21 protein-coding genes and 1 other annotated feature are annotated in these 23,701 nt (G+C 39.7%); all 21 genes read left to right on the top strand.

The window, feature by feature from the left end; genetic code table 11:
• Window positions 1-96: 96 nt before the first annotated feature.
• The 21 genes from tig (at window position 97) to NFR44_RS03655 (ending at window position 23,664) form a co-directional block, all read left to right on the top strand.
• Entirely contained in the window at window positions 97-1,404 is a 1,308-nt protein-coding gene (gene tig, locus NFR44_RS03755; protein WP_251441310.1) for a trigger factor, read from the top strand.
• A gap of 40 nt (window positions 1,405-1,444) precedes the next feature.
• Complete coding sequence (gene clpP / locus NFR44_RS03750; RefSeq protein WP_115310982.1) at window positions 1,445-2,038, top strand: ATP-dependent Clp endopeptidase proteolytic subunit ClpP; 594 nt, start codon at window positions 1,445-1,447, stop codon at window positions 2,036-2,038.
• Window positions 2,039-2,053: 15 nt separating this feature from the next.
• Window positions 2,054-3,304: an ATP-dependent Clp protease ATP-binding subunit ClpX gene (gene clpX / locus NFR44_RS03745; protein ID WP_251441308.1), complete on the top strand. Its 1,251-nt coding sequence runs from the start codon at window positions 2,054-2,056 to the stop codon at window positions 3,302-3,304.
• Window positions 3,305-3,377: 73 nt separating this feature from the next.
• Window positions 3,378-5,690 carry an endopeptidase La gene (lon, locus tag NFR44_RS03740; RefSeq protein ID WP_251441306.1) on the top strand — a complete coding sequence of 771 codons (2,313 nt, stop codon included), beginning with the start codon at window positions 3,378-3,380 and terminating at the stop codon, window positions 5,688-5,690.
• Complete coding sequence (yihA, locus tag NFR44_RS03735) at window positions 5,690-6,382, top strand: ribosome biogenesis GTP-binding protein YihA/YsxC (protein ID WP_251441374.1); 693 nt, start codon at window positions 5,690-5,692, stop codon at window positions 6,380-6,382. Before lon ends, yihA begins: the two co-directional genes overlap by 1 nt.
• Window positions 6,379-7,350 (top strand): polyprenyl synthetase family protein, encoded by a 972-nt coding sequence (locus NFR44_RS03730; protein ID WP_251441304.1) that lies wholly within the window; start codon window positions 6,379-6,381, stop codon window positions 7,348-7,350. The genes yihA and NFR44_RS03730 overlap by 4 nt, the downstream gene beginning before the upstream one ends.
• Before the next feature lie 3 nt (window positions 7,351-7,353).
• On the top strand, window positions 7,354-8,259 hold the full coding sequence (gene tatC, locus NFR44_RS03725) for a twin-arginine translocase subunit TatC (protein WP_251441302.1): 906 nt from the start codon (window positions 7,354-7,356) through the stop codon (window positions 8,257-8,259).
• Window positions 8,260-8,381: 122 nt separating this feature from the next.
• Window positions 8,382-8,649 (top strand) — a binding site (T-box leader).
• A 42-nt stretch (window positions 8,650-8,691) separates the two neighbouring features.
• Window positions 8,692-11,349 carry a valine--tRNA ligase gene (locus NFR44_RS03720; RefSeq protein WP_251441300.1) on the top strand — a complete coding sequence of 886 codons (2,658 nt, stop codon included), beginning with the start codon at window positions 8,692-8,694 and terminating at the stop codon, window positions 11,347-11,349.
• Between the two features lie 9 nt (window positions 11,350-11,358).
• The gene (locus NFR44_RS03715; protein WP_251441298.1) at window positions 11,359-12,642 is read left to right on the top strand and encodes a bifunctional folylpolyglutamate synthase/dihydrofolate synthase; all 1,284 of its coding nucleotides are present in this window, start codon (window positions 11,359-11,361) and stop codon (window positions 12,640-12,642) included.
• Between the two features lie 12 nt (window positions 12,643-12,654).
• Window positions 12,655-13,887, top strand: a complete 1,233-nt coding sequence (locus NFR44_RS03710; RefSeq protein ID WP_251441296.1) for an O-antigen ligase family protein — start codon at window positions 12,655-12,657, stop codon at window positions 13,885-13,887.
• A 384-nt stretch (window positions 13,888-14,271) separates the two neighbouring features.
• Window positions 14,272-15,774 (top strand): succinyl-CoA:acetate CoA-transferase ScpC, encoded by a 1,503-nt coding sequence (gene scpC / locus NFR44_RS03705; RefSeq protein WP_251441295.1) that lies wholly within the window; start codon window positions 14,272-14,274, stop codon window positions 15,772-15,774.
• A 27-nt stretch (window positions 15,775-15,801) separates the two neighbouring features.
• Window positions 15,802-17,448, top strand: a complete 1,647-nt coding sequence (locus NFR44_RS03700; protein ID WP_251441373.1) for an acyl-CoA mutase large subunit family protein — start codon at window positions 15,802-15,804, stop codon at window positions 17,446-17,448.
• Between the two features lie 51 nt (window positions 17,449-17,499).
• Window positions 17,500-17,895 (top strand): cobalamin B12-binding domain-containing protein, encoded by a 396-nt coding sequence (locus NFR44_RS03695; RefSeq protein WP_251441292.1) that lies wholly within the window; start codon window positions 17,500-17,502, stop codon window positions 17,893-17,895.
• 71 nt (window positions 17,896-17,966) lie between these two features.
• Entirely contained in the window at window positions 17,967-18,908 is a 942-nt protein-coding gene (gene meaB / locus NFR44_RS03690) for a methylmalonyl Co-A mutase-associated GTPase MeaB (protein ID WP_251441290.1), read from the top strand.
• 50 nt (window positions 18,909-18,958) lie between these two features.
• Window positions 18,959-19,381 carry a methylmalonyl-CoA epimerase gene (gene mce / locus NFR44_RS03685; RefSeq protein ID WP_251441288.1) on the top strand — a complete coding sequence of 141 codons (423 nt, stop codon included), beginning with the start codon at window positions 18,959-18,961 and terminating at the stop codon, window positions 19,379-19,381.
• A gap of 48 nt (window positions 19,382-19,429) precedes the next feature.
• Complete coding sequence (mmdA, locus tag NFR44_RS03680) at window positions 19,430-20,959, top strand: methylmalonyl-CoA decarboxylase subunit alpha (RefSeq protein ID WP_251441286.1); 1,530 nt, start codon at window positions 19,430-19,432, stop codon at window positions 20,957-20,959.
• Between the two features lie 81 nt (window positions 20,960-21,040).
• A complete protein-coding gene (mmdD, locus tag NFR44_RS03675; protein ID WP_251441284.1) occupies window positions 21,041-21,376 on the top strand; it encodes a methylmalonyl-CoA decarboxylase subunit delta in 336 nt (111 codons plus the stop codon).
• A 21-nt stretch (window positions 21,377-21,397) separates the two neighbouring features.
• Window positions 21,398-21,571 (top strand): methylmalonyl-CoA decarboxylase subunit epsilon, encoded by a 174-nt coding sequence (gene mmdE, locus NFR44_RS03670; RefSeq protein WP_202922143.1) that lies wholly within the window; start codon window positions 21,398-21,400, stop codon window positions 21,569-21,571.
• A gap of 60 nt (window positions 21,572-21,631) precedes the next feature.
• Entirely contained in the window at window positions 21,632-22,024 is a 393-nt protein-coding gene (gene mmdC / locus NFR44_RS03665) for a methylmalonyl-CoA decarboxylase subunit gamma (protein WP_251441282.1), read from the top strand.
• A gap of 66 nt (window positions 22,025-22,090) precedes the next feature.
• Complete coding sequence (mmdB, locus tag NFR44_RS03660; protein ID WP_251441280.1) at window positions 22,091-23,212, top strand: methylmalonyl-CoA decarboxylase subunit beta; 1,122 nt, start codon at window positions 22,091-22,093, stop codon at window positions 23,210-23,212.
• 218 nt (window positions 23,213-23,430) lie between these two features.
• The gene (locus NFR44_RS03655) at window positions 23,431-23,664 is read left to right on the top strand and encodes a hypothetical protein (protein ID WP_251441279.1); all 234 of its coding nucleotides are present in this window, start codon (window positions 23,431-23,433) and stop codon (window positions 23,662-23,664) included.
• Window positions 23,665-23,701 lie beyond the last annotated feature (37 nt).

Here is a 23,701-nt window from a genome sequence, read left to right as displayed (position 1 = left end):
AAAATTGCATACATTCAAATTTTGTGATAAGATAAGGAATGCAATATTATAAAACAGAAATTTTGGGCATTTGGCCCTCAAGGAGGACATATTTTCATGAATGCAACTGTAACCCCTGTTGATCAACATAAGGTAACCTTAACTATTGAAGTTCCAGCAAAAGACGTAACGAAAGGTATTCAGCAAGCTGTAAAACGCATTGCTGGTCAGGTAAATATTCCTGGTTTCCGTAAAGGTAAAGCACCTCGTCGTATTTTAGAAATGAACTTCGGCAAAGAAGCTATTTTAGAAGAAGCATTTGACACTATCGCTGGCCGTGCATATCAAGAAGCATTAGTAGCTAATGAAATCGTGCCTGTAAGCGAACCAGAAATCGAACGTGTAACATTCGAAGAAGGTAAAGATTTAGTGTTCAAAGCAACCCTTACTAAACGCCCAGAAGTAACTCTTGGCGATTACAAAGGCTTAGAAGCTGAAAAACAAGAAGCTAAGGTAACTGATGAACAGATTCAGGAACAGTTAGACAATATCCGTAATCAGCAAGCTAAAATGGTAGTAGCTGAAAAAGACGCAAAATTACAAAAAGATGACTTTGCAGTTATCGATTTTGCTGGTTCTATCGATGGCAAACCATTTGATGGTGGCGAAGGTAAATCCTACCCACTTCAGATTGGTTCCGGTAGCTTCATCCCAGGTTTTGAAGATCAATTAATCGGTCATTCTGCTGGTGATGATGTAGAAGTAAAAGTAACCTTCCCTGAAGATTACTTTGTAAAAGAATTAGCTAACAAAGAAGCTGTTTTCAAAACTCATATTCACGACATTAAACGTAAAGAATTGCCTGAATTGAATGATGAATTCGCTAAAGAAGCTAGTTCTTATGAAACAATTGAAGAATTAAAAGCAGATCTTCGTAAACAAATGGAAGAAGATGCTACTCGTCGTGCTATTGATGCATACAATGCGGAACTTATCGAAACAGCCGTTAAAAATGCAACTGTAGATATTCCAGAAGTTATGGTAGAAGACCGTGTAGAACAAATGATTCAAGAAATGGCTATGAACTTAGAAAGCCGTGGTTTGAAATTAGAAGACTACTTAAAATTCTCCAACAAAACAATGGATGGTTTAAAAGAAGAATACCATGCTAACGCTGCTGAAAATGTACGCGCTGACTTGGTATTAGAAACAATCGCTAAAGCTGAAAACATCGAAGTAACACCAGAAGATATGAATATCGAAATTTACACGATGGCTCAGCAGTTTGGTGCCGATCCAAAAGAAGTTATGAATATTATTGTTAAAGAAGGCCGTGTAGCTATGTTGAGAAATTCTGTAGCTCGTAAAAAAGCAGCTCGTTTCATTATTGAGCAAGCTAAAGGCGCAGAATCCCAGGAAAAATAATCCACGGGCTATATAGGTACATGGACATGAGGTGTAGTTTATGTATGTACCAGTAGTAGTAGAGCAAAGTGGACGCGGAGAGCGTTCGTATGATATTTACTCTCGTTTATTAAAAGATAGAATTGTCTTTTTAGGTGGCCCTATTAATGATGATGTGGCAAACCTTGTTATTGCACAATTACTATTCTTAGAAGCTGAAGATCCAGACAAAGATATTCATTTGTACATTAATAGTCCTGGTGGGGTAGTAACCGCTGGGATGGCTATTTATGACACAATGCAATATATTAAGCCTGATGTGTCGACTATTTGTGTAGGTTCCGCTGCTAGTATGGGCGCTGTGCTTCTTACTGCAGGGGCTAAAGGGAAACGCTATGCGTTACCTCATGCACGAGTTATGATTCACCAACCATTAGGTGGCGTTCAAGGGCAGGCTTCTGAAATTGAAATTCATGCACGTGAAATTTTGCGCATGCGTGAAGAATTAAATGGCTTACTTGCTTCTCATAGTGGTCAACCAATTGACGTTATTGCTCGCGATACAGATCGTGACAACTTTATGAGTGCGCAAGATGCTGTTACCTATGGTTTAATTGATGAGGTATTGACTAGACCAGTAGTAACTAGTAAATAATTAGGAGGACTAAGCTTGAAGAAAGACGAAAAAGAAACGTTGCGTTGTAGTTTTTGTGGACGCACCGGTGAGGAAGTTCGCAAGCTAGTGGCAGGTCCTAATGTATATATTTGTGATGAATGCGTAGAAGTTTGTCAGAATATTATTGATGAGGAACTCGGTCAAAGTGATGAAGTGGGTTTTGCTTTAAAACATGTACCTACGCCTCACGAAATTAAAGAATATTTAGATGAATACGTAATCGGTCAAGAGGAGGCGAAAGTCTCCTTGGCCGTTGCGGTATATAATCATTACAAGCGTTTACAGGTGAATAATACAGTCGATGATGTTGAATTACAGAAAGCGAATGTATTATTTATTGGTCCTACCGGTAGTGGTAAGACATTACTGGCACAAACCTTGGCTAAAATGTTAGAAGTACCATTTGCTATTGCTGATGCTACTAGTTTGACAGAGGCTGGTTATGTAGGGGAAGATGTGGAAAACATTTTGCTCAAATTAATTCAAGCGGCAGACTATGATGTAACAAAGGCGGAGCGTGGTATTGTGTACATTGACGAAATTGATAAGATTGCCCGTAAATCGGAAAATCCGTCAATTACGCGCGATGTATCTGGTGAAGGGGTGCAACAGGCCTTGCTTAAAATTTTAGAAGGCACTGTAGCATCAGTACCGCCTCAAGGGGGGCGTAAACACCCACACCAAGAATTAATTCAAATTGATACAACCAATATTTTGTTTATTTGTGGCGGTGCCTTTGACGGCCTAGAAAAAGTGATTTCTAAGCGTACAGCGAAGAAAACGTTAGGCTTTGGGGCTGATATTCAAAAGCAAGAAGAAAAAGATGTGTCTGCTATTTTGAAGGAAGTTGTGCCTGAAGATTTACAAAAATTTGGCCTCATTCCTGAATTCATTGGTCGTTTGCCAGTTATGGTAACCTTAGATCCATTGGATAAGGAAGGGTTAATTCGCATTTTAACAGAACCTCGTAATGCATTAACAAAACAATATGAGAAAATGTTATCCTTAGAGGATGTAACATTGACATTTGAGAAAGAAGCATTAGAGGAAATAGCATCTGAAGCTATGAAACGAAATACGGGAGCTCGTGGATTGCGATCCATCATTGAAAAGGTAATGAAGCAGGTTATGTATGATATTCCGTCACAGGAAGGGGTTACTGACTGCATTATTACAAGTGATGCTGTGAAAGGCACAGCAGAACCGATACTCAAGAATGAGTCTACCGTAACAGGTAAGAATTAATTGTAAGTCTAAGAAACTCATTTCCATGGGAATGAGTTTCTTTTTATAAATATAAACTTGAAAAGGAGCCTATATGAGTGAAACGAATTTTTCGTTGCCCTTAGTGCCACTGCGGGGCATGGTAGTATTTCCTAAAGTTGAAGTACGACTCGATATTGGTCGTGATAAATCAATTCGCGCCGTTGAAGAAGCTATGGCTAATGAACGCTTATTGGCTGTATCTGCGCAATTAGATGATGAAGTGGAAAATCCAACCCAGCAAGATATTGCAGAAGTGGGGACGATTGTTAAAATTAAACAAATGCTTCGTTTACCAGGTGGTTTAGTTCGTATTTTAGTAGAAGGGATTACCCGTGCTAAAGTGGTAACTGTCGATGAAACTGGTACTTATTATCGTGCTACTATGGAAACCTTGGTATCACAATATGATGATCAAGTAGAAATTGAAGCGTATCGCCGCTTAGCACAGTCTAATTTTGTAAAATGGGCTGAAGAAACTAAGATGGTATCTGAAGATGAAGTCCGCCGTGTGTTAGATCGCAGTGATGCATCGGAAACAGCGGACCAAATTGTACAGTTTTTACAAACTGAATTAGTAACACGCCAGAGTTTCTTAAGTGAACTTAATGTGTTACGTCGTTTAAATATGGTAGTGGGCGCTTTAAATATGGAATTACAAATTTCTGATTTAGAAAATTCCATTAATAGTCAAGTGCGTCAACAAATGGAAAAAGCCCAGAAAGAATACTTCTTGCGTGAGAAAATCCGTGTTATTCACAGTGAATTAGGAGATAAGTCGGATCCTGACGAAGAAGCAGAAGAATTACGTGAACAACTTAAAAAGTTGAAGGTGTCTGATGAAGTGCGTGAACGCATTGAAAAAGAAATCAGCCGTTATAGCCGTATGCCAGCTATGATGCCTGAAGCTAATATTTTGCGTAATTATTTAGATTGGGTCTTGTCCTTACCATGGGATAAAGAAAGTGAAGACCGTCTTGATATTAGCGAAGCAGCTAAAATTCTTGATGAAGATCACTATGGCTTGAAGAAAGTAAAAGAACGCATTTTAGAATTCTTAGCCGTTCGTAAATTATCCAATGCGCAGAGTGGTTCTATTCTTTGTTTAGTAGGCCCGCCAGGGGTTGGTAAAACCTCGTTGGCAACGTCTATTGCAAAAGCTATGAATCGTAAATTTATCCGTGCATCCTTAGGTGGTGTGCGTGATGAAGCTGAGATTCGTGGTCATCGTCGTACCTATATTGGTGCTTTGCCTGGTCGTATGATTCAGGGCCTTAAGAATGCAGGTATTCGTAATCCTGTATTCTTGTTGGATGAAATAGATAAATTAGCCTCTGATTATAAAGGGGATCCATCGTCTGCTTTATTAGAAGTACTTGATCCAGAACAGAACTCTACGTTTAGTGATCATTTTATTGAAATTCCATTTGATTTCTCCGATGTATTCTGGATTACAACGGCCAATGTACCTGGTAATATTCCGGCTCCATTGATGGACCGTATGGAAGTAATTGAACTTACAAGCTACATGGAAGATGAAAAATTAGAAATTGCTAAGCGTTATTTAGTGCCAAAACAGATTAAGAAAAATGGTTTAACTGGCCATTCCGTTAAATTATCAGATGCTGTTTTGCGTAAGATTATCAGTGAGTATACTCGTGAAGCCGGTGTGCGTCGTTTAGAGAAAACCATTGCTAAAGTATTCCGCAAATTGGCTTTTGAAATTATTGATGGTTCAGGAGCTGCACCAAAAGTAACCGTTAAAAACTTGTCTCATTATTTAGGCGCACCTATTTATTTAGAGCAAGAGCGTGAAAAAACAGCACAAGTAGGTCTTGTATGTGGTCTTGCTTGGACGTCTGTGGGCGGGGTAGTATTGCCTTGTGAAGCGACGACTATGGTGGGAACAGGTAAATTATCCTTAACTGGTAGCTTAGGTAAAGTAATGCAAGAATCTGGTCAAGCGGCTTTATCGTACATTCGTCATAATGCTAAGGCGTTAAAAATTCCAGAAGACTTCCATAAAACAATGGATTTACATGTGCATTTACCAGAAGGGGCTACGCCTAAAGATGGCCCGTCAGCTGGTATTACCATGACTTTGGCTATTGTATCTGCATTAACAGGACGCAAAGTTCGTTCCGATTTGGCTATGACTGGTGAAATTACCTTGCGTGGCCGTGTGTTACCAATTGGTGGCTTGAAAGAAAAGTTGTTGGCAGCCTTGCGCTATGGTATTAAAGAAGTGTTAATTCCTCATGGTAATATTAAAGACCTTGAAGAAATGCCAACTTCTGTAATTGAAGGCTTAACAATTACCCCAGTTAAAACAATGGATGAAGTGTTAGCAAGAGCATTTGTGAAATGATGAAACAGAAGAAGAAATCGATTAAAAAACCACAACCTGTATATACACGCAAAGAAGCAAAAGGGCCTCGCATTATTGCCTCTAACTATGTGGCATCGGCTGTGCGCCCGGACCAATATCCTGAAGGGGATACTGTAGAAGTTGCTTTTTTGGGACGCTCTAATGTAGGGAAATCTTCTCTTATTAACTCCCTATGCAATCATCGTGGCTTGGCTTTAGTTAGTGGTCAACCAGGTAAAACTAAGACGATTAACTTTTTTACGATTACCTCGAAAGAGGATATTAGTGAAACCGAAGAACGTCGTTATGAATGGTTTTTAGTGGATTTACCAGGCTATGGTTATGCTAAAACGGATAAAAGTAATCGCAATATTTGGTCTTCCTTTATTGCTGATTATATTTTAAATTCAGAGCGTTTAATGTTGCTCTGCCTATTGGTAGATGGACGTCATCCGGAGCTACCGATTGACCAAGAAGCTTTTAATTGGTTGCGCCAAGCAGGTGTGCCATTGCAGATTGTAGTGACTAAAATTGATAAATTAAACAGTAAAGAACGGCAGCAGAATTTACGTTTTATTAAGGAGAATTTTCCTTGTGAAACGCCAGCTATTCCTTATAGCTCTTTAAAGCATACAGGGCGTGAGCTGTTGCTAAGCCGTATTAATCAAGTGATTGTAGGGGGCGAAGAATGAGTTTGATGAGAGAGATGGCGTTAATTGAACAAGTAAAAGCTGACCTCATTAAGGTAGAAGCGTATTTAGCTGATTCCTTACAAACGGGCTCAGAAGATTTTAATCAATTGATTCGCCCCATATCAGCCGCTGGTGGCAAGCGTTTGCGCGCTCGCTTATGTTTGCTTATTGCTGGTGCTGGCAATGCACCTGAAGCAAAGCGCATTCCTATTGCCGCTGCTGTGGAAATGTTGCATTTAGCAACTTTAATTCATGATGATGTATTGGATCAGGCCGCCGTGCGTCGCGGTGCGCCTGCCATTCACTGTACTAAAGGTAATAAAGTAGCTATTTTAAGCGGTGACTACTTATTTGCTAAAGCCTTTGATGTAGTCGCTCAAATTGAGTCTGTTGAATGTTTACGCGTGTTTTCCTTTATCATTTCAGCCCTTGTAGAAGGGGAATTTATGCAAATGGAAGATGTATGTTGCATTAATCAAGGCATTGAGCGGTATTTAACTAAAACTCAGAAGAAAACAGCTGATTTTATTGAAGCTTGTTTAGAGTTGGGTGGTATCTTAGGAGATTGGACCAAAGAGCAGACTGCTTTATTAAAGCAATATGGTCATGGTCTAGGTATGGCCTTCCAGATTACTGATGATATTATGGACTACAGCGCTACTTCTGAAACAACTGGAAAGCCAGTTGGTAAAGACTTGCGGGAAGGATTGATTACTTATCCTTTATTGTCTATCGTAACGAAAGAGAATGAACAATATATTACTGAAGCTGTACAAGCGATTGCGAAGGGGCAAAGTGTAGATGAACTTCTTGCGTATGTAACGACTCAAGGGGGCGTGACTAAAGCGGAAGAATTAGAAGCGTCTTATCGTGAGCAAGCTCATTCGGCCTTAGAGGCTCTACCAGACTTTGCTGGCAAATCAGTATTATATGAAGTATTAGATTCGTTGGCTCATAGAAAGGTGTAAATTATGGAATCGTTTCAGGTACGAGAATTTAATGACCCGAAACGAAAGCCTTCCTTGAATAGTGTGTTGGCGCAAAAGGAACGCCTAAAAGCAGCAGAGCGAATTCGTCGTGGTGAAATCGTGGAACCAACTGCAGCTAGTGAAGAGATAGCTAATGTAGATTTAGAAACGCTGGAGCCACAGTATACCCCTTTGGAAGCTCAGCTTATGGCCGAAAATAAAGATATGTCTTTAGTCGGACATTTAGGTGAACTTAGGAAGCGAATTATTATTTCTGCTATCGCTATTTTGGTGGGCTTTTGTGTAGCCTATTATTATGTAGACGATTTATTGAGCATTATTATTGCTCCGGCGGGGAAGCTCTATTATATGCGCCCTACGGAAGCCTTCTTTACCTATATGAAAGTAGCCTTCGTAGCGGGGATTATTGCGGCATCACCAATTTGGCTATACGAGGTATGGGCCTTTATTATTCCTGCCTTAACTAGACAGGAAAAACAATTAACGAATTGGTTTTTACCTTTTGCTATTATTTTATTTATTATAGGAATTTTATTTTCCTATGCCTTAGTATTGCCCGTAGCAATTCAGTTTTTTATCGGCTTTGCTACCGATGAGTTACAACCTTTGTTTTCGATTGGTCAATATATAGACTTTGTGATTGCCTTTGTATTGCCTTTTGGCTTGATTTTTGAATTGCCTATTGTCATGATTATTATGGCAAAGTTAAATTTGATTACCTCGGCCTTCTTGCGATCAAAGCGGAAGCTATTTATATTTTTGTCCTTTGTTATAGGTGGTTTGATTTCGCCGACACCGGACATGTTTTCACAGACCATGATTGCTATGCCAATGATTTTGTTGTATGAAATAAGTTTATGGCTGGTTGCTAAGGTGATGAAAAAATAAACAAAGTCTATGAAAAATAAATAATTGAACACTTCGTGAAAGTCTGTCTAGTTGCTTTTGAAAAGTAAATTGACAGACTTTCATTTTTTAGTTATTATGAGTAATAGATATACTCTTATAAAGAGCAAGCGTTGATGAGGAAAAATCTTCTCCTAGCGTAGCAGAGAGCGTTGGTAAGGTGCGAGCAACGTACGTGAATAGAAGAGGGTAGCCTTGGAGCTGACGAGATGAAGTTATTGAGCATATAGCAAGTATCTCTGTGGAGAAGCTAGTTGATTATATACTTAGTAATGGGTAGTTTTGTCCGGATAACCCCGTTAACGGTAATGAGTGATTGCTATGGCAATAATCTAGGTGGTACCGCGGAAGTTAAGCCCTTTCGTCCTAATGGACGAGAGGGCTTTTTTATATACGATGTAGGAGGAATTTGAGATGAGTGAGTTCAAAAATTTAACGACTTACAATCCTGGAGAGATTGAACACAATTGGTATGAATTCTGGGAAAAACAAGGGTACTTTCATGAAGAAGTAGATACAAGTAAAAAGCCTTATAGTATTGTATTGCCACCACCTAATGTAACGGGGCAATTACACATGGGTCATGCTCTTGATAATACCTTGCAAGATATTTTGATTCGCTTCAAACGCATGCAAGGTTACAATGTACTTTGGATGCCTGGTACTGACCATGCAGGGATTGCTACTCAAGTAAAAGTAGAACAGAACCTTATGAAAGAAGAAGGCAAAAGTCGTTATGACTTAGGCCGTGAAGAATTTGTAAAACGCGTATGGGATTGGAAAAAAGAATATGGTAGCACCATCGTTAAACAAATTCGTAGCTTAGGCGCATCCTGCGACTGGAGTCGTGAGCGCTTTACCTTAGACGAAGGCTATTATCGTGCGGTTCGTGAAGTATTTGTAAGTTTATATGAAAAAGGCTTAATCTACCAAGGGGAACGCATTACCAATTGGTGTCCAAGTTGTCATACAGCGCTTAGCGATATTGAAGTAGAACACAGTGATGAAGCTGGTCATTTCTGGTATGTAAACTGCCCAGTAGTAGGCGAAGAAGGCCGTTATGTAACTGTAGCAACTACTCGTCCTGAAACCATGTTTGGTGACGTGGCAGTGGCTGTTAATCCAGAAGATGATCGTTACAAAGATATTATTGGCAAAACTTTATTATTGCCATTTGTTAATCGTGAAATTCCAGTTATTGCTGATGATTATGTAGATCCTAGCTTTGGTACGGGCTGTGTAAAAATTACGCCAGCTCATGATCCTAATGACTTTGAAATGGGTCAACGTCATGATTTACAGACGATTATTGTTATGAACCTTGACGGCACTATGAACAGTGAAGCTGGTCATTTTGAAGGCTTAACTCGAGAAGCAGCTCGTAAGCAAGTGGTGGCAGAATTAAAAGAGTTAGGTTTATTAACTAAGATTGAAGAACATGATCATAGCGTAGGTCATTGTTCCCGTTGTAATACCATTGTAGAGCCATTAGTGTCTAAACAATGGTTTGTAAAAATGGGACCAATTGCAGAACCAGCACTTAAAGTAGTACAAGATAAAAACATTGAATTCGTCCCAGAACGTTTTACTAAGACATATACAAACTGGCTTGATGGTATTCGTGATTGGTGTATTTCTCGTCAATTATGGTGGGGTCATCGCATTCCTGCTTGGTATTGTGACGATTGTGGTGAAATCACTGTATCTCGTGAAGATATTGATGTATGTCCTAAATGTGGTGGCCATGTACATCAAGATGAAGATGTATTGGATACTTGGTTTAGTTCCGCTATGTGGCCATTTGCTACTATGGGCTGGCCTGAAGAAACTAAGGAATTGGAACATTGGTATCCAACTAGCGTATTAGTAACTGGTTACGATATTATCTTCTTCTGGGTAGCTCGTATGATTTTTATGGGCCTTGAATTTAAAAAAGAAATTCCATTTAAACATGTATTTATTCATGGTCTAGTGCGTGATAGCCAAGGGCGTAAAATGAGTAAATCTTTGGGCAATGGTATCAATCCATTAGATGTAATTAATGAATACGGTGCTGATGCGTTGCGTTTCACCTTGGTAACGGGTAATACGCCAGGCAATGATATGCGTTTCTATATGGAACGAGTAGAAGCCAATCGCAACTTCGCTAATAAGATTTGGAACGCGTCTAAATTTGTTCTTATGAATTTAGATAATTATGATCCTAACTTTGTGCCACAAGAAGAAGACTTGACTTTAGCCGATCGTTGGATTATTGATACCTATAATAAAGCGGTAGCATCTATTACAGCTAACCTTGATAAATTTGAATTAGGTGAAGCGGCTTCTGCTGTATATGATTTTATTTGGAATAGCTATTGTGACTGGTTCATCGAATTGGCAAAACCTCGTCTTTACAATAAAGAAGGCGGCCGTGACCGTGCCGTAGTACAATACTTATTGGTTACGATTTTACGTCATATGCTTGAATTGTTACATCCATTTATGCCATTCGTTACTGAGCATATTTGGCAGCACTTACCACATGAAGGTGAAAGCATTGTAGTAGCTCCATGGCCAAGTGCTTTACCATTTGGAGACCAAAGTACTAGCGCGGCGCAGATGAACGTTATGATGGATGCTATTAAAGGGATTCGTAATATGCGTGCTGAAATGAATGTGCCAATGGGTAAACGTAGTGCCGTAATTTTAGCGCTTACTGATGAAAGTTTACGGGATGTAGTAAATCATCACCAAGATTACTTTAAAACCCTTGGTTGGGCTGAAACAGTCACTGTATTAGGCGCTGATGAGGCAAAACCTGAAAATGCCACTGTTACAGTTGTTAATGGTCTTGAAGTATACTTGTTACTTAAAGATTTAATTGATGTAACGAAAGAACGTGAACGTTTAACGAAAGAAAAAGAAACCTTGAAAAAGGAAATTGCTCGTTTAGAAGGCAAATTAGGCAATCCTGGTTTCGTAGCCAAAGCGCCTGCTGATGTAGTAGCCAAAGAAGAAGCTAAATTAGCTGAATATAAACAAAAACAGCAAGCTGTAATGGAACGCGAAGAATTTCTTAAGACCTTATAGGAGGACAGCATGACATATGCAGAGGCAGTAGCCTATTTAGATAGTTGTGTACCCTTTGGAATTAAACCTGGCTTAGAGCGCATTAAAGCGCTCTTACAGGCCATGGACAATCCGGAAACCGCATATAAAACAATTCATATTACAGGAACTAATGGCAAGGGGTCAGTAACGGCTTTGGTAGACTCGGTATTAACTTATAGTGGTCGCCGTGTAGGTCGTTTTACGTCACCTCATTTGATTAGTTATACAGAACGGATTTGTGTTAATGGTCGCTCTATTACCGAAGCGGCATTTGGTGAATTAATTGCTAATGTTGCTAAGGTAGTTACGAAGTTGGTTGATGAGGGTTTAGAGCCTCCAACGCAATTTGAAGTGTTGACGGCAGCGGCTTTCTTATTCTTCCGTGAACAAGGGGTAGATTATGCTGTTATTGAAGTGGGCCTTGGCGGTCTATTAGACTCTACTAATGTGGTAGTACCAGAAGTATCGGTAATTACCAATGTTACGATTGATCATCAAGCATATTGTGGTAATACTGTAGAAGAAATTGCTACTCATAAAGCGGGTATTATTAAACCTAAAGTGCCTGTTGTTACCGCGGCTCAAAGTAGTGCTTTAGAAGTGATTCGTACAAAGGCTAAGGAATTAAAATCGCCAATATTTGTATTTAACGAAGACTTTTCAATTAAGAGCCGCAGTGCTATGCCAGAAGGTCAGATGATTACCTTAGAGGATACAGCGGGGCATAAAGATATGCTCTTTACCACATTAGCTGGGGTTCATCAGGCTGTTAATTTAGCCTGTGCTACGGCAGCTTTGCGCGTTCTTATGAAAAAAGACAAGTCTATTAGTGAAGAAACTTTGCGCGAAGGCTTAGCTCGGGCTAAATGGGCTGGTCGTTTTGAGATTGTAAAACGTTTGGACCGTATTTTTATCTTTGATGGAGCCCATAATGCGAATGGAGCTGAAGCGTTTCAGTTGACCTATAAAGAATTATTTAAAGATACACCAAAGACGATGGTATTAGCCGTTTTAGCAGATAAAGAAGTACAAGCCGTTGTGGATGAATTGGTGGCGCCAAAGGATACAGTAATTGCTGTGCCAGCCCCAACACCACGGTCTTGCACGCCAGAAGAATTAGCGAGTTATATTAGCAGTGCCGTTACAACGGCTAGCTCAGTGACAGCTGGGTTAGACCAAGCTATGAAAACTACAAAATCTGGGGATATTATTGTAGTAGCTGGTTCCTTGTATATTTTAGGGGAAGCTGAGCAATGGTTAGCCGCTCAGTAAGGGTGTTATAATATGCCTGAAGCGATTAGCCTCAGTAGAGGTCACGATTTAAAACAGTATATTACAAGGCTCTTATATGCCATTATTTTAGTAATGCCGTTACATCCGCTCTTAGGTGATATTTTAGTTGTCTTAGCGCTAGTGCTTAGCATTTGGGATACCGTAAAATATCGGCCTTTATCTAAACCGGCCTCTTGGTTACAGTGGTGCGTTTTGGGGTTTATGGGGTGGAGTTTACTCTCGTCCTTAGCCTCTAGTCGACCTGAGTTTACCTTTTATAGTTGGCTATATAATGTAGGGATGTATGGGGCCATTTATTTCCTTACTTATCGCTATTTGCGCGAGCCAGAGCAATGGCGGACGTTCTTGCGTATTTTTGTATGGTCAGCCTTTATTGTTTGCCTTGTGGCGGTATATCAGTATATGACCATGTCTATGGATTTGTTGCAAGAGTGGGTTGATGCCAAGCATTTTCCTCTTTTGAAACGTCGTATGTTTGGTACTTTGCAAAATCCAAATCTATTTGGTGAGTACCTATTAATCGTGTTATCCATAGCGGGAACTGGTATTTTTCAAGGTTTAAAAGAAAAACGGTGGCGCTTATTGGCTTGGATGGTGCCCTTAGCTTTATTTTTCCTCATATGTATGACTTTAACCTATTCGCGGGCTATTTGGATTAGTTTTGCCTGTGTTGTGGTATATTGGGGGATTGTAATAGATCGGCGATTATTATTGAGTTTATTGGCTATTCCTGCTATTTTGTTTTTCTATCATGGTGAAGTAGCTTCTAGGCTGTGGTCACTCTTTGATGGCAATGACACATCGGCTGTATTGCGTTGGGCTTTGTGGGATAGTACGACTTATATGATTGTAGAATATCCAATTCTTGGCATTGGTTGGGATGCTTTTTGGTTTGTATATCCTGATTACAACTATTATATACAGGCGCCTGACGTGATAATTTATCATGCCCATAACATGTTTTTAAATGTGTTAGCTGAAATAGGGATTCCGGGAGCGCTATTTTACTTTAGTGCTATATATGGTCATGCTGCCTATGCCCTACGCTTACCTAAAGCGACAATCAGTAATATTGTGAAATATGGCATGGGTGCCGTAGTAGTAGGGGTTACCATAAGTGGCTTATTTGATCATGATTTATTTAGTCACCAAGTATCCGTTATTTTTTGGCAACTTTTAGGTTGGGCATCGGCCGTATTATATACATATAAGAAAAATAGTTAGTCATATATTAAAATGTGATGAAGTAGATATTTGAAAACCTTTTACGAAACGTGAAAGTTAACAAATGAACATGAAAAAAGGTAGGTATCATGAGATTAATTCATGATACCTATTTTCTTTGCGTATGAAATACCGTTTATGCATATTGGTTGACAAAGGAATATAATTCTTCTAATATTAGCCATAGTTTGAAGTATAACTTTCTAGACAATATCTAAATATGTCGATAAAAGAGAAGTTTTTCGATACAGTAAATTGTTGGTAAAAATAAAAAAATATTCACAAAAAAAGAGGATATTTTAATCTTTTGTCGAATATATATAAGTGTTGGAATGCGGAAGTACAATTTAATGTCATTCAAACTTTAAAAAGGAGATGGTAGCGATGATTAACATCCTGGATCGAGTACAAGGTAGTGCTCTTCAAGCAAAGATTAAGACTGCAGAAGAAGCCGCTTTGTTGATCAACCCTGGTGACCATGTGGGTATCAGTGGATTTACCCCTTCTGGTTATCCAAAAGCAGTTCCTTTAGCTTTGGCAAAACGAATGGAAAGCGATCCATTCAAAATCGACTTATGGACAGGTGCTTCAGTAGGTGATGAAGCGGACGGTGCACTTGCTCGTGTCGATGGTATTGGCCGCCGATTCCCATATCAAACAAATGGGGATATGCGTAAAGCTCTTAACGCTGGTAAAGTTCGTTATAGCGATATGCATCTTAGCCAAACTGCTCAAAATGTTCGCTATGGATTCTATGGCGACTGTGATGTAGCAATTGTTGAAGCTGTATGCATCCGTGAAGATGGTGGTATTATTCCATCCACTTCCGTTGGTAATACACCAACATTTGTAAACAAAGCTAAAAAAGTTATCGTTGAAGTCAATGTATCTCAACCTATGAGCCTAGTAGGTATGCATGACATCTACGAACCTTTGGATCCACCATATCGCCAAGCATTACCAATTACTGGTGCTGGCAACCGTGTAGGGACTCCATACATCCCTTGTGATCCTGAAAAAATTGTAGCAATTGTTCCATGTGACATTACTGACAAAACTCGCCCATTAGCACCAATCGATGATGATGCTAAAGCAATGAGCCAACATTTAATTGAATTCTTCCAGAATGAAATTAAACATGGTCGTTTGCCTAAGAATTTATTACCATTACAATCTGGTGTAGGTTCTGTAGCAAATGCAGTAATCACTGGTCTAGCTCAAGGCCCATTCACTAATTTATCTATCTTTACTGAAGTAATTCAAGATGGTATGTTTGACCTTATTGATGCTGGTAAAGTAGAAGTTTGCTCAGGGACCGCTCTATCGCCTTCTCCTGATGGCTTAAAACGTTTTTATGACAACGTTGATTTGTACTCGAAGAAAATTATTCTTCGTCCGCAAGAAATTTCGAACAGTCCTGAATTAGCACGCCGTCTTGGTGTTATTGCTATGAATACAGCGATTGAATTTGATATCTTTGGTAATGTAAACTCCACTCACATTATGGGTACTAAGATGATGAATGGTATCGGTGGTTCTGGTGACTTCGCTAGAAACGCATATATCTCCATTTTCTGTACAAATTCTGTGGCCAAAGATGGTGCTATTAGCTCTGTTGTTCCAATGTGTTCTCACATTGACCATACAGAACATGATGTAATGATATTCTGTACTGAACAAGGCATTGCTGATTGCCGTGGTTTAGCTCCGGAAGAACGCGCACGTTTGATTATTAAAAACTGTGCTAATCCAGAATATAAACCAATGTTAGAAGACTACCTCGAAAGAGCCTTGGTGGCAACTAAGCACGCCCATACACCAATGTTGCTTGATGAAGCTCTTTCTTGGCATAAACGTTTCCTAGACACAGGAAGCATGAAGAAATAAGGTATTTTTAGGAGGATGATGAAAACTATGGCTAACGAAGCTCTAAAAGCTAATCTTGCCAAATATGAGGCAGAAGTTAATGAAAAAATTGCGAAATTCCCAGAACGCAAAAACTTACAGTACAACCGTTTATATACTCCAATCGATATTGAAGGTTTCGACTATGAAAGAGATTTAGGGTTCCCTGGTGAATTCCCTTATACTCGTGGTGTACAACCTACAATGTACCGTGGTCGTTTCTGGACAATGCGTATGTACGCTGGTTTCGCTACTGCTGAAGAATCCAACAAACGTTATCGTTACCTTATCGAATCTGGTGCAACTGGTCTTAGCTGTGCATTCGACTTACCAACTCAGATTGGTTATGACTCCGACGATGCTATGGCAGAAGGCGAAGTTGGTAAAGTAGGGGTAGCTATTGACTCCTTGAAAGATATGGAAATTCTTTTCGACGGCATCGACCTTGGTAAAGTTTCCACTTCCATGACAATCAATGCTCCTGCATCTGTACTTCTTGCTATGTACATTGCAGTTGCTGAAAAACAAGGCGTACCTGCTTCCGCATTGATGGGTACTATCCAGAACGATATTCTTAAAGAATATGCTGCTCGTGGGACTTACATTTTCCCTCCAAAACCATCCATGCGTTTGATCACTAATATTTTCGAATATTGCTCTCAGAACGTACCAAAATGGAATACAATCTCCATTTCCGGTTACCATATCCGTGAAGCTGGTTCCACAGCTGCTCAGGAAATCGCATTTACAATTGCTGACGGTATCGCATACGTAGAAGCTGCTTTAAAAGCTGGCTTAGACGTTGACGCATTCGCAGGTCGTTTATCCTTCTTCTGGAACGCTCACAACAACGTACTTGAAGAAGTTGCTAAATTCCGTGCATCCCGTCGTTTATGGGCTACTATCATGAAAGAACGCTTTGGTGCTAAAAAAGCTAAATCCATGATGCTTCGTGTACATACTCAAACAGCTGGTTCCATGCTTACTGCACAACAAGTTGACAACAACATCGTTCGTGTAGCATTGCAAACTGCTGCTGCTGTAATGGGTGGTACTCAGTCCTTACATACTAACTCCCGTGACGAAGCGTTAGCACTTCCTACAGAAGCTTCCGTACAGGTTGCTCTTCGTACACAACAAATCGTTGCTTACGAATCCGGTTTAGCTGACGTAATCGACCCATTGGGCGGTTCCTACTATGTAGAAGCTATGACTAATGCTATTTATGATGAAGCTGCTGAATACATTCGCAAAATCGACGAAATGGGCGGCGCTGTAGTAGCTATTGAAAAAGGTTACATTCAGAAAGAAATTCAAGAATCTGCATACAAATGGCAGATGGAAGTTGAATCTGGTCTCCGTACAATCGTAGGGGTTAACAAATTCCAGGTTGAAGAAAAACCAGTTGAAGGTCTTCTTCGTGTAGATGCTTCCGTAGGTGTTAACCAAGCTAAGAAAACTCAGAAAGTTCGCGAAGAACGCGATAACGCTGCAGTAGAAAAAGCATTGGCAGCACTTAAAGAAGGGGCACAAGATGAAAATGTTAACCTTATGCCATTAATTCTTGATGCAGTTCGTACTTATGCAACATTGGGTGAAATTTGTAACGTATTACGTGAAGTATTTGGTGAATACCAAGCTCATTCCACGTTATAATTTCTAGATAAAGATAAGATAGCGTAACGATTAGTTCGGAGGTAATATATCATGGCAGAAAAACGTATTCGTGTATTAGTAGCAAAACCAGGTCTTGATGGTCATGACCGTGGTGCCAAAGTAGTAGCTCGCGCACTTCGCGATGCAGGTTTTGAAGTAATTTATACTGGTCTTCGTCAGACTCCAGAACAAATTGTTGAAGCTGCTTTGTCTGAAGACGTTAATGTAGTTGCATTAAGCCTTCTCTCTGGCGCTCACAATACATTGTTCCCTAAAATTGTTAACATGTTAAAAGAAAAAGGTATGGGCGACGTACTTGTTGTTGGCGGCGGCGTAATTCCTGATGCTGATATCCCAGGCCTTAAAGAAGCTGGCGTAGCAGCTGTATTTACACCAGGCACTCCAACAGGCGATGTTGTAGAATTTATTAAAGCTAACGTAAAATAATAACTTTTAGGAGCAGGCTCGGATTATCTAAAGTCTGAGCCTGCCACTATACTAAGAAGGCGGTGAACCCCATGGATTTAGTCCAAGAACTTTTAAATGGTTCCCGACTGGCCTTGGCGCGAGCCATAACTGCAGTCGAAAGCGAATATGATAACGCAATTGACATTATGAGAGCGATTTATCCTAAAACGGGCCGAGCTCGTATTTTAGGGATTACTGGTGCCCCTGGTGCTGGTAAAAGTACCTTGACTGATAAAGTTGTTAAACAATATTTACAGCAAGGTAAAAAAATCGGTATCGTTGCGGTGGATCCGACCAGTCCGTTTTCAGGTGGTGCCATCTTGGGTGACCGTATTCGAATGAATGACTTAACTCTTAATGAAAATGTATTTATTCGTAGTATGGGTACTCGTGGCAGCTTAGGTGGTTTATCTAAGAAAACCTCTGATGTTGTCAAATTGATGGATGCATTTGGCATGGATTTAGTTATTATTGAGACTGTAGGGGTAGGGCAATCTGAAGTTGATATTGTAAAAAATGCAGATAGCACTTTAGTTGTACTCGTTCCTGGTCTTGGTGATGATATTCAGGCTATTAAGGCTGGTATTTTAGAAATTGGCGATGTATTCGCAATTAATAAAGCTGACCGTGATGGCTGCGATAAGTTAAACGTAGAAATTGAAATGATGCTAGATTTAGACTCTCGTGAGTTACAATGGCGTCCTCCAATTAAACGAACTATCGCAAGTAAAGACGTTGGTGTTGATGAATTAGTAGAAGCTTTAGATGAACATTTTGAGTTCCTTGAAGATAGCGAAGAATTAGCTGTTCGTCGTAAAGACAGAACTCGTGATGAAATTATAGCGATGATTAATGAACAAATCGGCCGACGTGTAGCTGATGTCGTTGTTGCTAGTGACGACTTTACAGCCCAAGTAAACGCTGTTAATCAGCGTGAAAATGATCCATATACAGTGGTGAATAAAGTATTGGGCGATGTATTAAAAATTTAATTGATTAAGAGCGTAATGGCCTATCAGTTGAAAAAAAGGAGATTTTTATTATGGCATTCAAAGTATTAAATGTTGATCACATCGGTATTGGTGTTACTGATTTAGCATCTACAAAAGAATTTTACAAAAATGCACTAGGTATGGAACATCTTCCTGAAGATGAAATTGTTGAAGAACAAAAAGTAAAAGTAAGCTTCTTCCCATGTGGCGATGCTGAATTAGAATTCTTAGAATCTACAACTCCAGATGGTCCTATCGGCAAATTCATTGAAAAAAATGGCGGCCGTAATGGTATTCAACACGTTGCACTTCGTGTAGATAACATTGAAAACGCAATTGCTGATTTAATGGCTAAAGGCATTCGCATGATCGACGAAAAACCTCGTTACGGTGCTGGCGGATCTGCTATTGCTTTCATTCATCCTAAAGCAACTGGCGGTGTTCTTCTTGAACTTTGTCAGAGAATGAAGTAATATAAGATATATAATTAATTTATATAAAAACTTTATGGAGGTGTAGTAATGGCAACAGTCCAAGAAAAGATTGAGTTGTTACACAAGAAGTTAGAAGTTGTAAAACTCGGCGGTGGCGAAAAACGTATTGCTTCGCAACATAGCAAAGGCAAAATGACAGCTCGCGAACGTATCGCTAAGTTATTTGACGAAAATAGTTTCGTTGAATTAGATCAATTTGTTAAACATCGTTGTGTAAACTTCGGCCAGGATAAAAAAGAACTTCCTGGTGAAGGTGTAGTAACTGGTTTTGGTACTATCGATGGCCGTTTAGTGTATGCATTCGCTCAGGACTTCACTGTAGAAGGTGGTTCCCTTGGTGAAATGCACGCTGCAAAAATCGTAAAAGTACAACGCCTAGCAATGAAAATGGGTGCTCCTATCATCGGTATCAATGATTCCGGCGGGGCTCGTATTCAGGAAGCTGTTGATGCATTAGCAGGCTATGGTAAAATCTTCTTTGAAAATACCAATGCTTCTGGTGTAATTCCTCAGATTTCTGTTATCATGGGACCTTGTGCTGGTGGTGCAGTTTATTCCCCTGCATTAACAGACTTTATCTACATGGTAAAAAATACTTCCCAGATGTTCATTACTGGTCCTGCAGTAATCAAATCTGTAACAGCAGAAGATGTTACAGCTGAAGCTCTTGGTGGTGCAATGGCTCACAACAGTGTATCTGGTGTAGCTCACTTTGCTGCTGAAGACGAAGATGATTGCTTGCAACAAATTCGTTACTTATTAAGCTTCTTACCAAGCAACAACATGGAAGATGTTCCTCTTGTTGACACTGGTGATGACCCTGCTCGTGAAGCAGATCAGCTTAATACTTTATTACCAGATAACAGCAACATGCCTTATGACATGTTAGAAGTTATCGCTGCTGTTGTAGATAATGGTGAATACTATGAAGTACAACCATTCTATGCAACAAACATCATCACTTGCTTCGCACGTTTTGATGGTCAAAGCGTTGGTATTATTGCTAACCAACCAAAAGTTATGGCTGGTTGTCTTGATATTAATGCATCCGATAAATCATCCCGTTTTATCCGTTTCTGTGATGCATTCAATATCCCAATCGTTAACTTTGTTGACGTTCCTGGCTTCTTGCCTGGTACTAACCAAGAATGGGGCGGCATCATTCGTCATGGTGCTAAAATGCTATATGCGTACTCTGAAGCAACAGTGCCTAAGATTACGGTTATTACTCGTAAAGCATACGGTGGTTCTTATCTCGCTATGTGTTCTCAAGACCTCGGTGCTGACCAAGTATATGCATGGCCAACTTCTGAAATCGCAGTAATGGGCCCAGCAGGGGCTGCTAACATCATCTTCAAAAAAGACGAAGATAAAGATGAAAAAACTGCAAAATATGTAGAAGAATTTGCTACACCATACAAAGCAGCAGAACGTGGTTTCGTTGATGCTGTTATCGAACCAAAAGCTACTCGCCCAGCAGTAATCAATGCACTCGCTATGCTTGCAAGCAAACGTGAAGCTCGGGCACCTAAAAAACATGGTAATATTCCATTATAATTGTTAGTAGGTAAAACTTAGTTTTTGATTTGGAGTATCACAATTCTTATTCTTTGTATTAATTAGAAAGAGGAATTTATTATGGGAGGAAACGAAGGTACTATTAGCCCTTGGCTATTTATGGCAATCAATATGACTGTTGTATTTGCTGTATTGGCTGCGTTAGGTTTATTGATGGTAATTATCCATAAATTAGACCCTACAAAAAAAAAGCCTAAAGAGCCAGTGAACGTAGCACCAGCCGCTGCTCCTGTGACTGCAGCAGCGCCAGTGGTAGCCAATGATGAACCTGTAGTAGCAGCTATTACAGGAGCCATCGTAGCTATGGGTTACTCATCAGATCAAATTGCATCAATTCGTCCAAGCGAAACAAGTCGCAATTGGAGACTAGATGGCAGACTAAGTGGTAGAATTTAGTCAAATCTAGGAGGTGTAAACATGAGCAAGGCAGAGAAGAACGCCGGTAACAGTAAACTAAATGATGAGTTAGTTGCTGTTATTGCCAGTGCCATTAGCGCTATGGGCTACTCGGTTGATCAGATCGCTAGTATTCGTCCAAGTATTAATAATCATAACTGGAAATTGGACGGTCGTTTGCGCATGAGTCGTTAATTGTAATATGCTAAGAAGAAGGAACATATTGCATTAAATTTTAGTTTGGAGGATTATAAAATGAAAAAATTTAACGTTACTGTAAATGGTACTGTATATGATGTTGAAGTTAATGAAGTAAAAGCAACTGGTGCAGCGGCAGCTCCAGCACCTGCAGCAGCTCCTGCTCCTAAAGCAGCTCCAGCTCCAGCACCTGCAGCAGCTCCAGCACCTAAAGCAGCAGCTCCAGTAGCAGCTGGCGCAATTACTGTTAAAGCTCCAATGCCAGGTAAAATCTTATCTGTAAACGTTTCTGCTGGTCAAGCAGTTAAAAAAGGCGAAACTTTATTAGTTCTTGAAGCTATGAAAATGCAGAACGAAATCGCTGCTCCACAAGATGGTACTATCGCTGAAGTACGTGTATCTGCTAACCAAACAGTATCCACTGGCGAAGACATGGTTGTATTTGGCTAATAGTTAATTTGTAGTGAAATATTGATTGAATCATTATTTTTGTTCTCGATATGAAAGGGGATCCACATGGATGCATTTATCGTAGCGGTCTCTTCGGTTTGGACAGATAGTGGGTTTGTAAACTTTAATACTGGTAATGCAATTATGATTTTAGTAGGCTTACTATTATTGTACATGGCATTTGTTAAAGAGTTCGAACCATTACTACTTTCTCCAATCGCATTTGGCTGTATTCTTGCTAATATCCCTCGCAATGGTTTTGAAGAAGGGGTTATGGCTCTTATCAGCGCCGGGGTTTCTCATGAAATCTTCCCTCCACTTATTTTCTTAGGTGTTGGTGCAATGACTGACTTCGGTCCATTGATTGCAAACCCTAAAACATTGTTCTTAGGGGCTGCAGCTCAAATTGGTGTATTTATTGCCTTAGCTGGTGCAATGATGATTGGCTTTACAGCTCCACAAGCAGCAGCAATTGGTATTATTGGTGGTGCCGATGGTCCTACATCAATTTACCTTGCGACTAAATTAGCGCCTGAATTATTAGGTGCTATTGCCGTAGCGGCCTATTCTTACATGTCCTTGGTACCATTGATTCAACCTCCAATTATGAAATTGTTCACGACTCAAAAAGAACGTGAAATCGTAATGGAACAGCTTCGTGAAGTAACACGTTTTGAAAAAATCGTGTTCCCAATTGTTGCAACTATTTTCATTTCTTTATTGTTACCATCCATCACTTCCTTATTAGGTATGTTAATGTTAGGTAACTTATTCCGTGAATCTGGTGTAACAGATCGTTTATCCGATACTTCTCAGAATGCATTGATCAATATCGTTACTATTTTCTTAGCAACTGGTACTGGTCTTACAATGAATGCTGAACACTTCTTAACTTTTGATACAATTAAAATTATTGCTCTCGGTTTAGTTGCGTTCATCGCAGGTACTGCTGGTGGCGTATTGTTCGGCAAACTTATGTCTAAACTTGATGGTGGTAAAACAAATCCACTTATCGGTTCCGCTGGTGTATCTGCCGTTCCAATGGCAGCGCGTGTATCTCAGGTTGTAGGGGCTAAAGCTAACCCTGCTAACTTCTTGTTGATGCATGCTATGGGTCCAAACGTTGCGGGCGTTATTGGTACAGCTGTAGCAGCTGGTACTATGCTTGCTATGATGGCAACTCGTTAAAATTTAATAATCTTTAGTAGCTATAGTGGGGGCTAGTAGCCCCCAGTTATAGCCTATACTTGTCGATTTACAGTAATTGTGAAGTATACTTTGACAATAAGGTTCTGCTCGAAGTATTCTTTGGGGATATAGCAAAACTTATATCGATAAATCGTATTGCATTTATATATTGTTAATGTAGAGGTGATTTTGATTTGTTCTCCATAGAATTGAAAATTTTGATTAGTTTCGTGTGGGCTCTTATTGTTTTTTTTGTTACTGCGTTGATTATAGGGAATGAACGTAAAGCTCGTTGGTTTCGTAGGCGAACAAAATATTCATTTTTTAATCGGCGTGGTTTTATCAGTGAACTTTTATTTTATGGGTATCCTTGTACTAAGGAAGGAATTTATGTAACAATTGCAATGGCAATTTCAATTTTAATTGTTATTGGTATTTTATATTATTTATGATGCGTTAGTGTAAGGGTATATTATATAGCTAGTATGC

The sequence above is a fragment of the Veillonella intestinalis genome (assembly GCF_943193155.1).
Taxonomy (GTDB): domain Bacteria; phylum Bacillota; class Negativicutes; order Veillonellales; family Veillonellaceae; genus Veillonella_A; species Veillonella_A intestinalis.
This window is presented reverse-complemented; position numbering and strand designations above follow the sequence as displayed.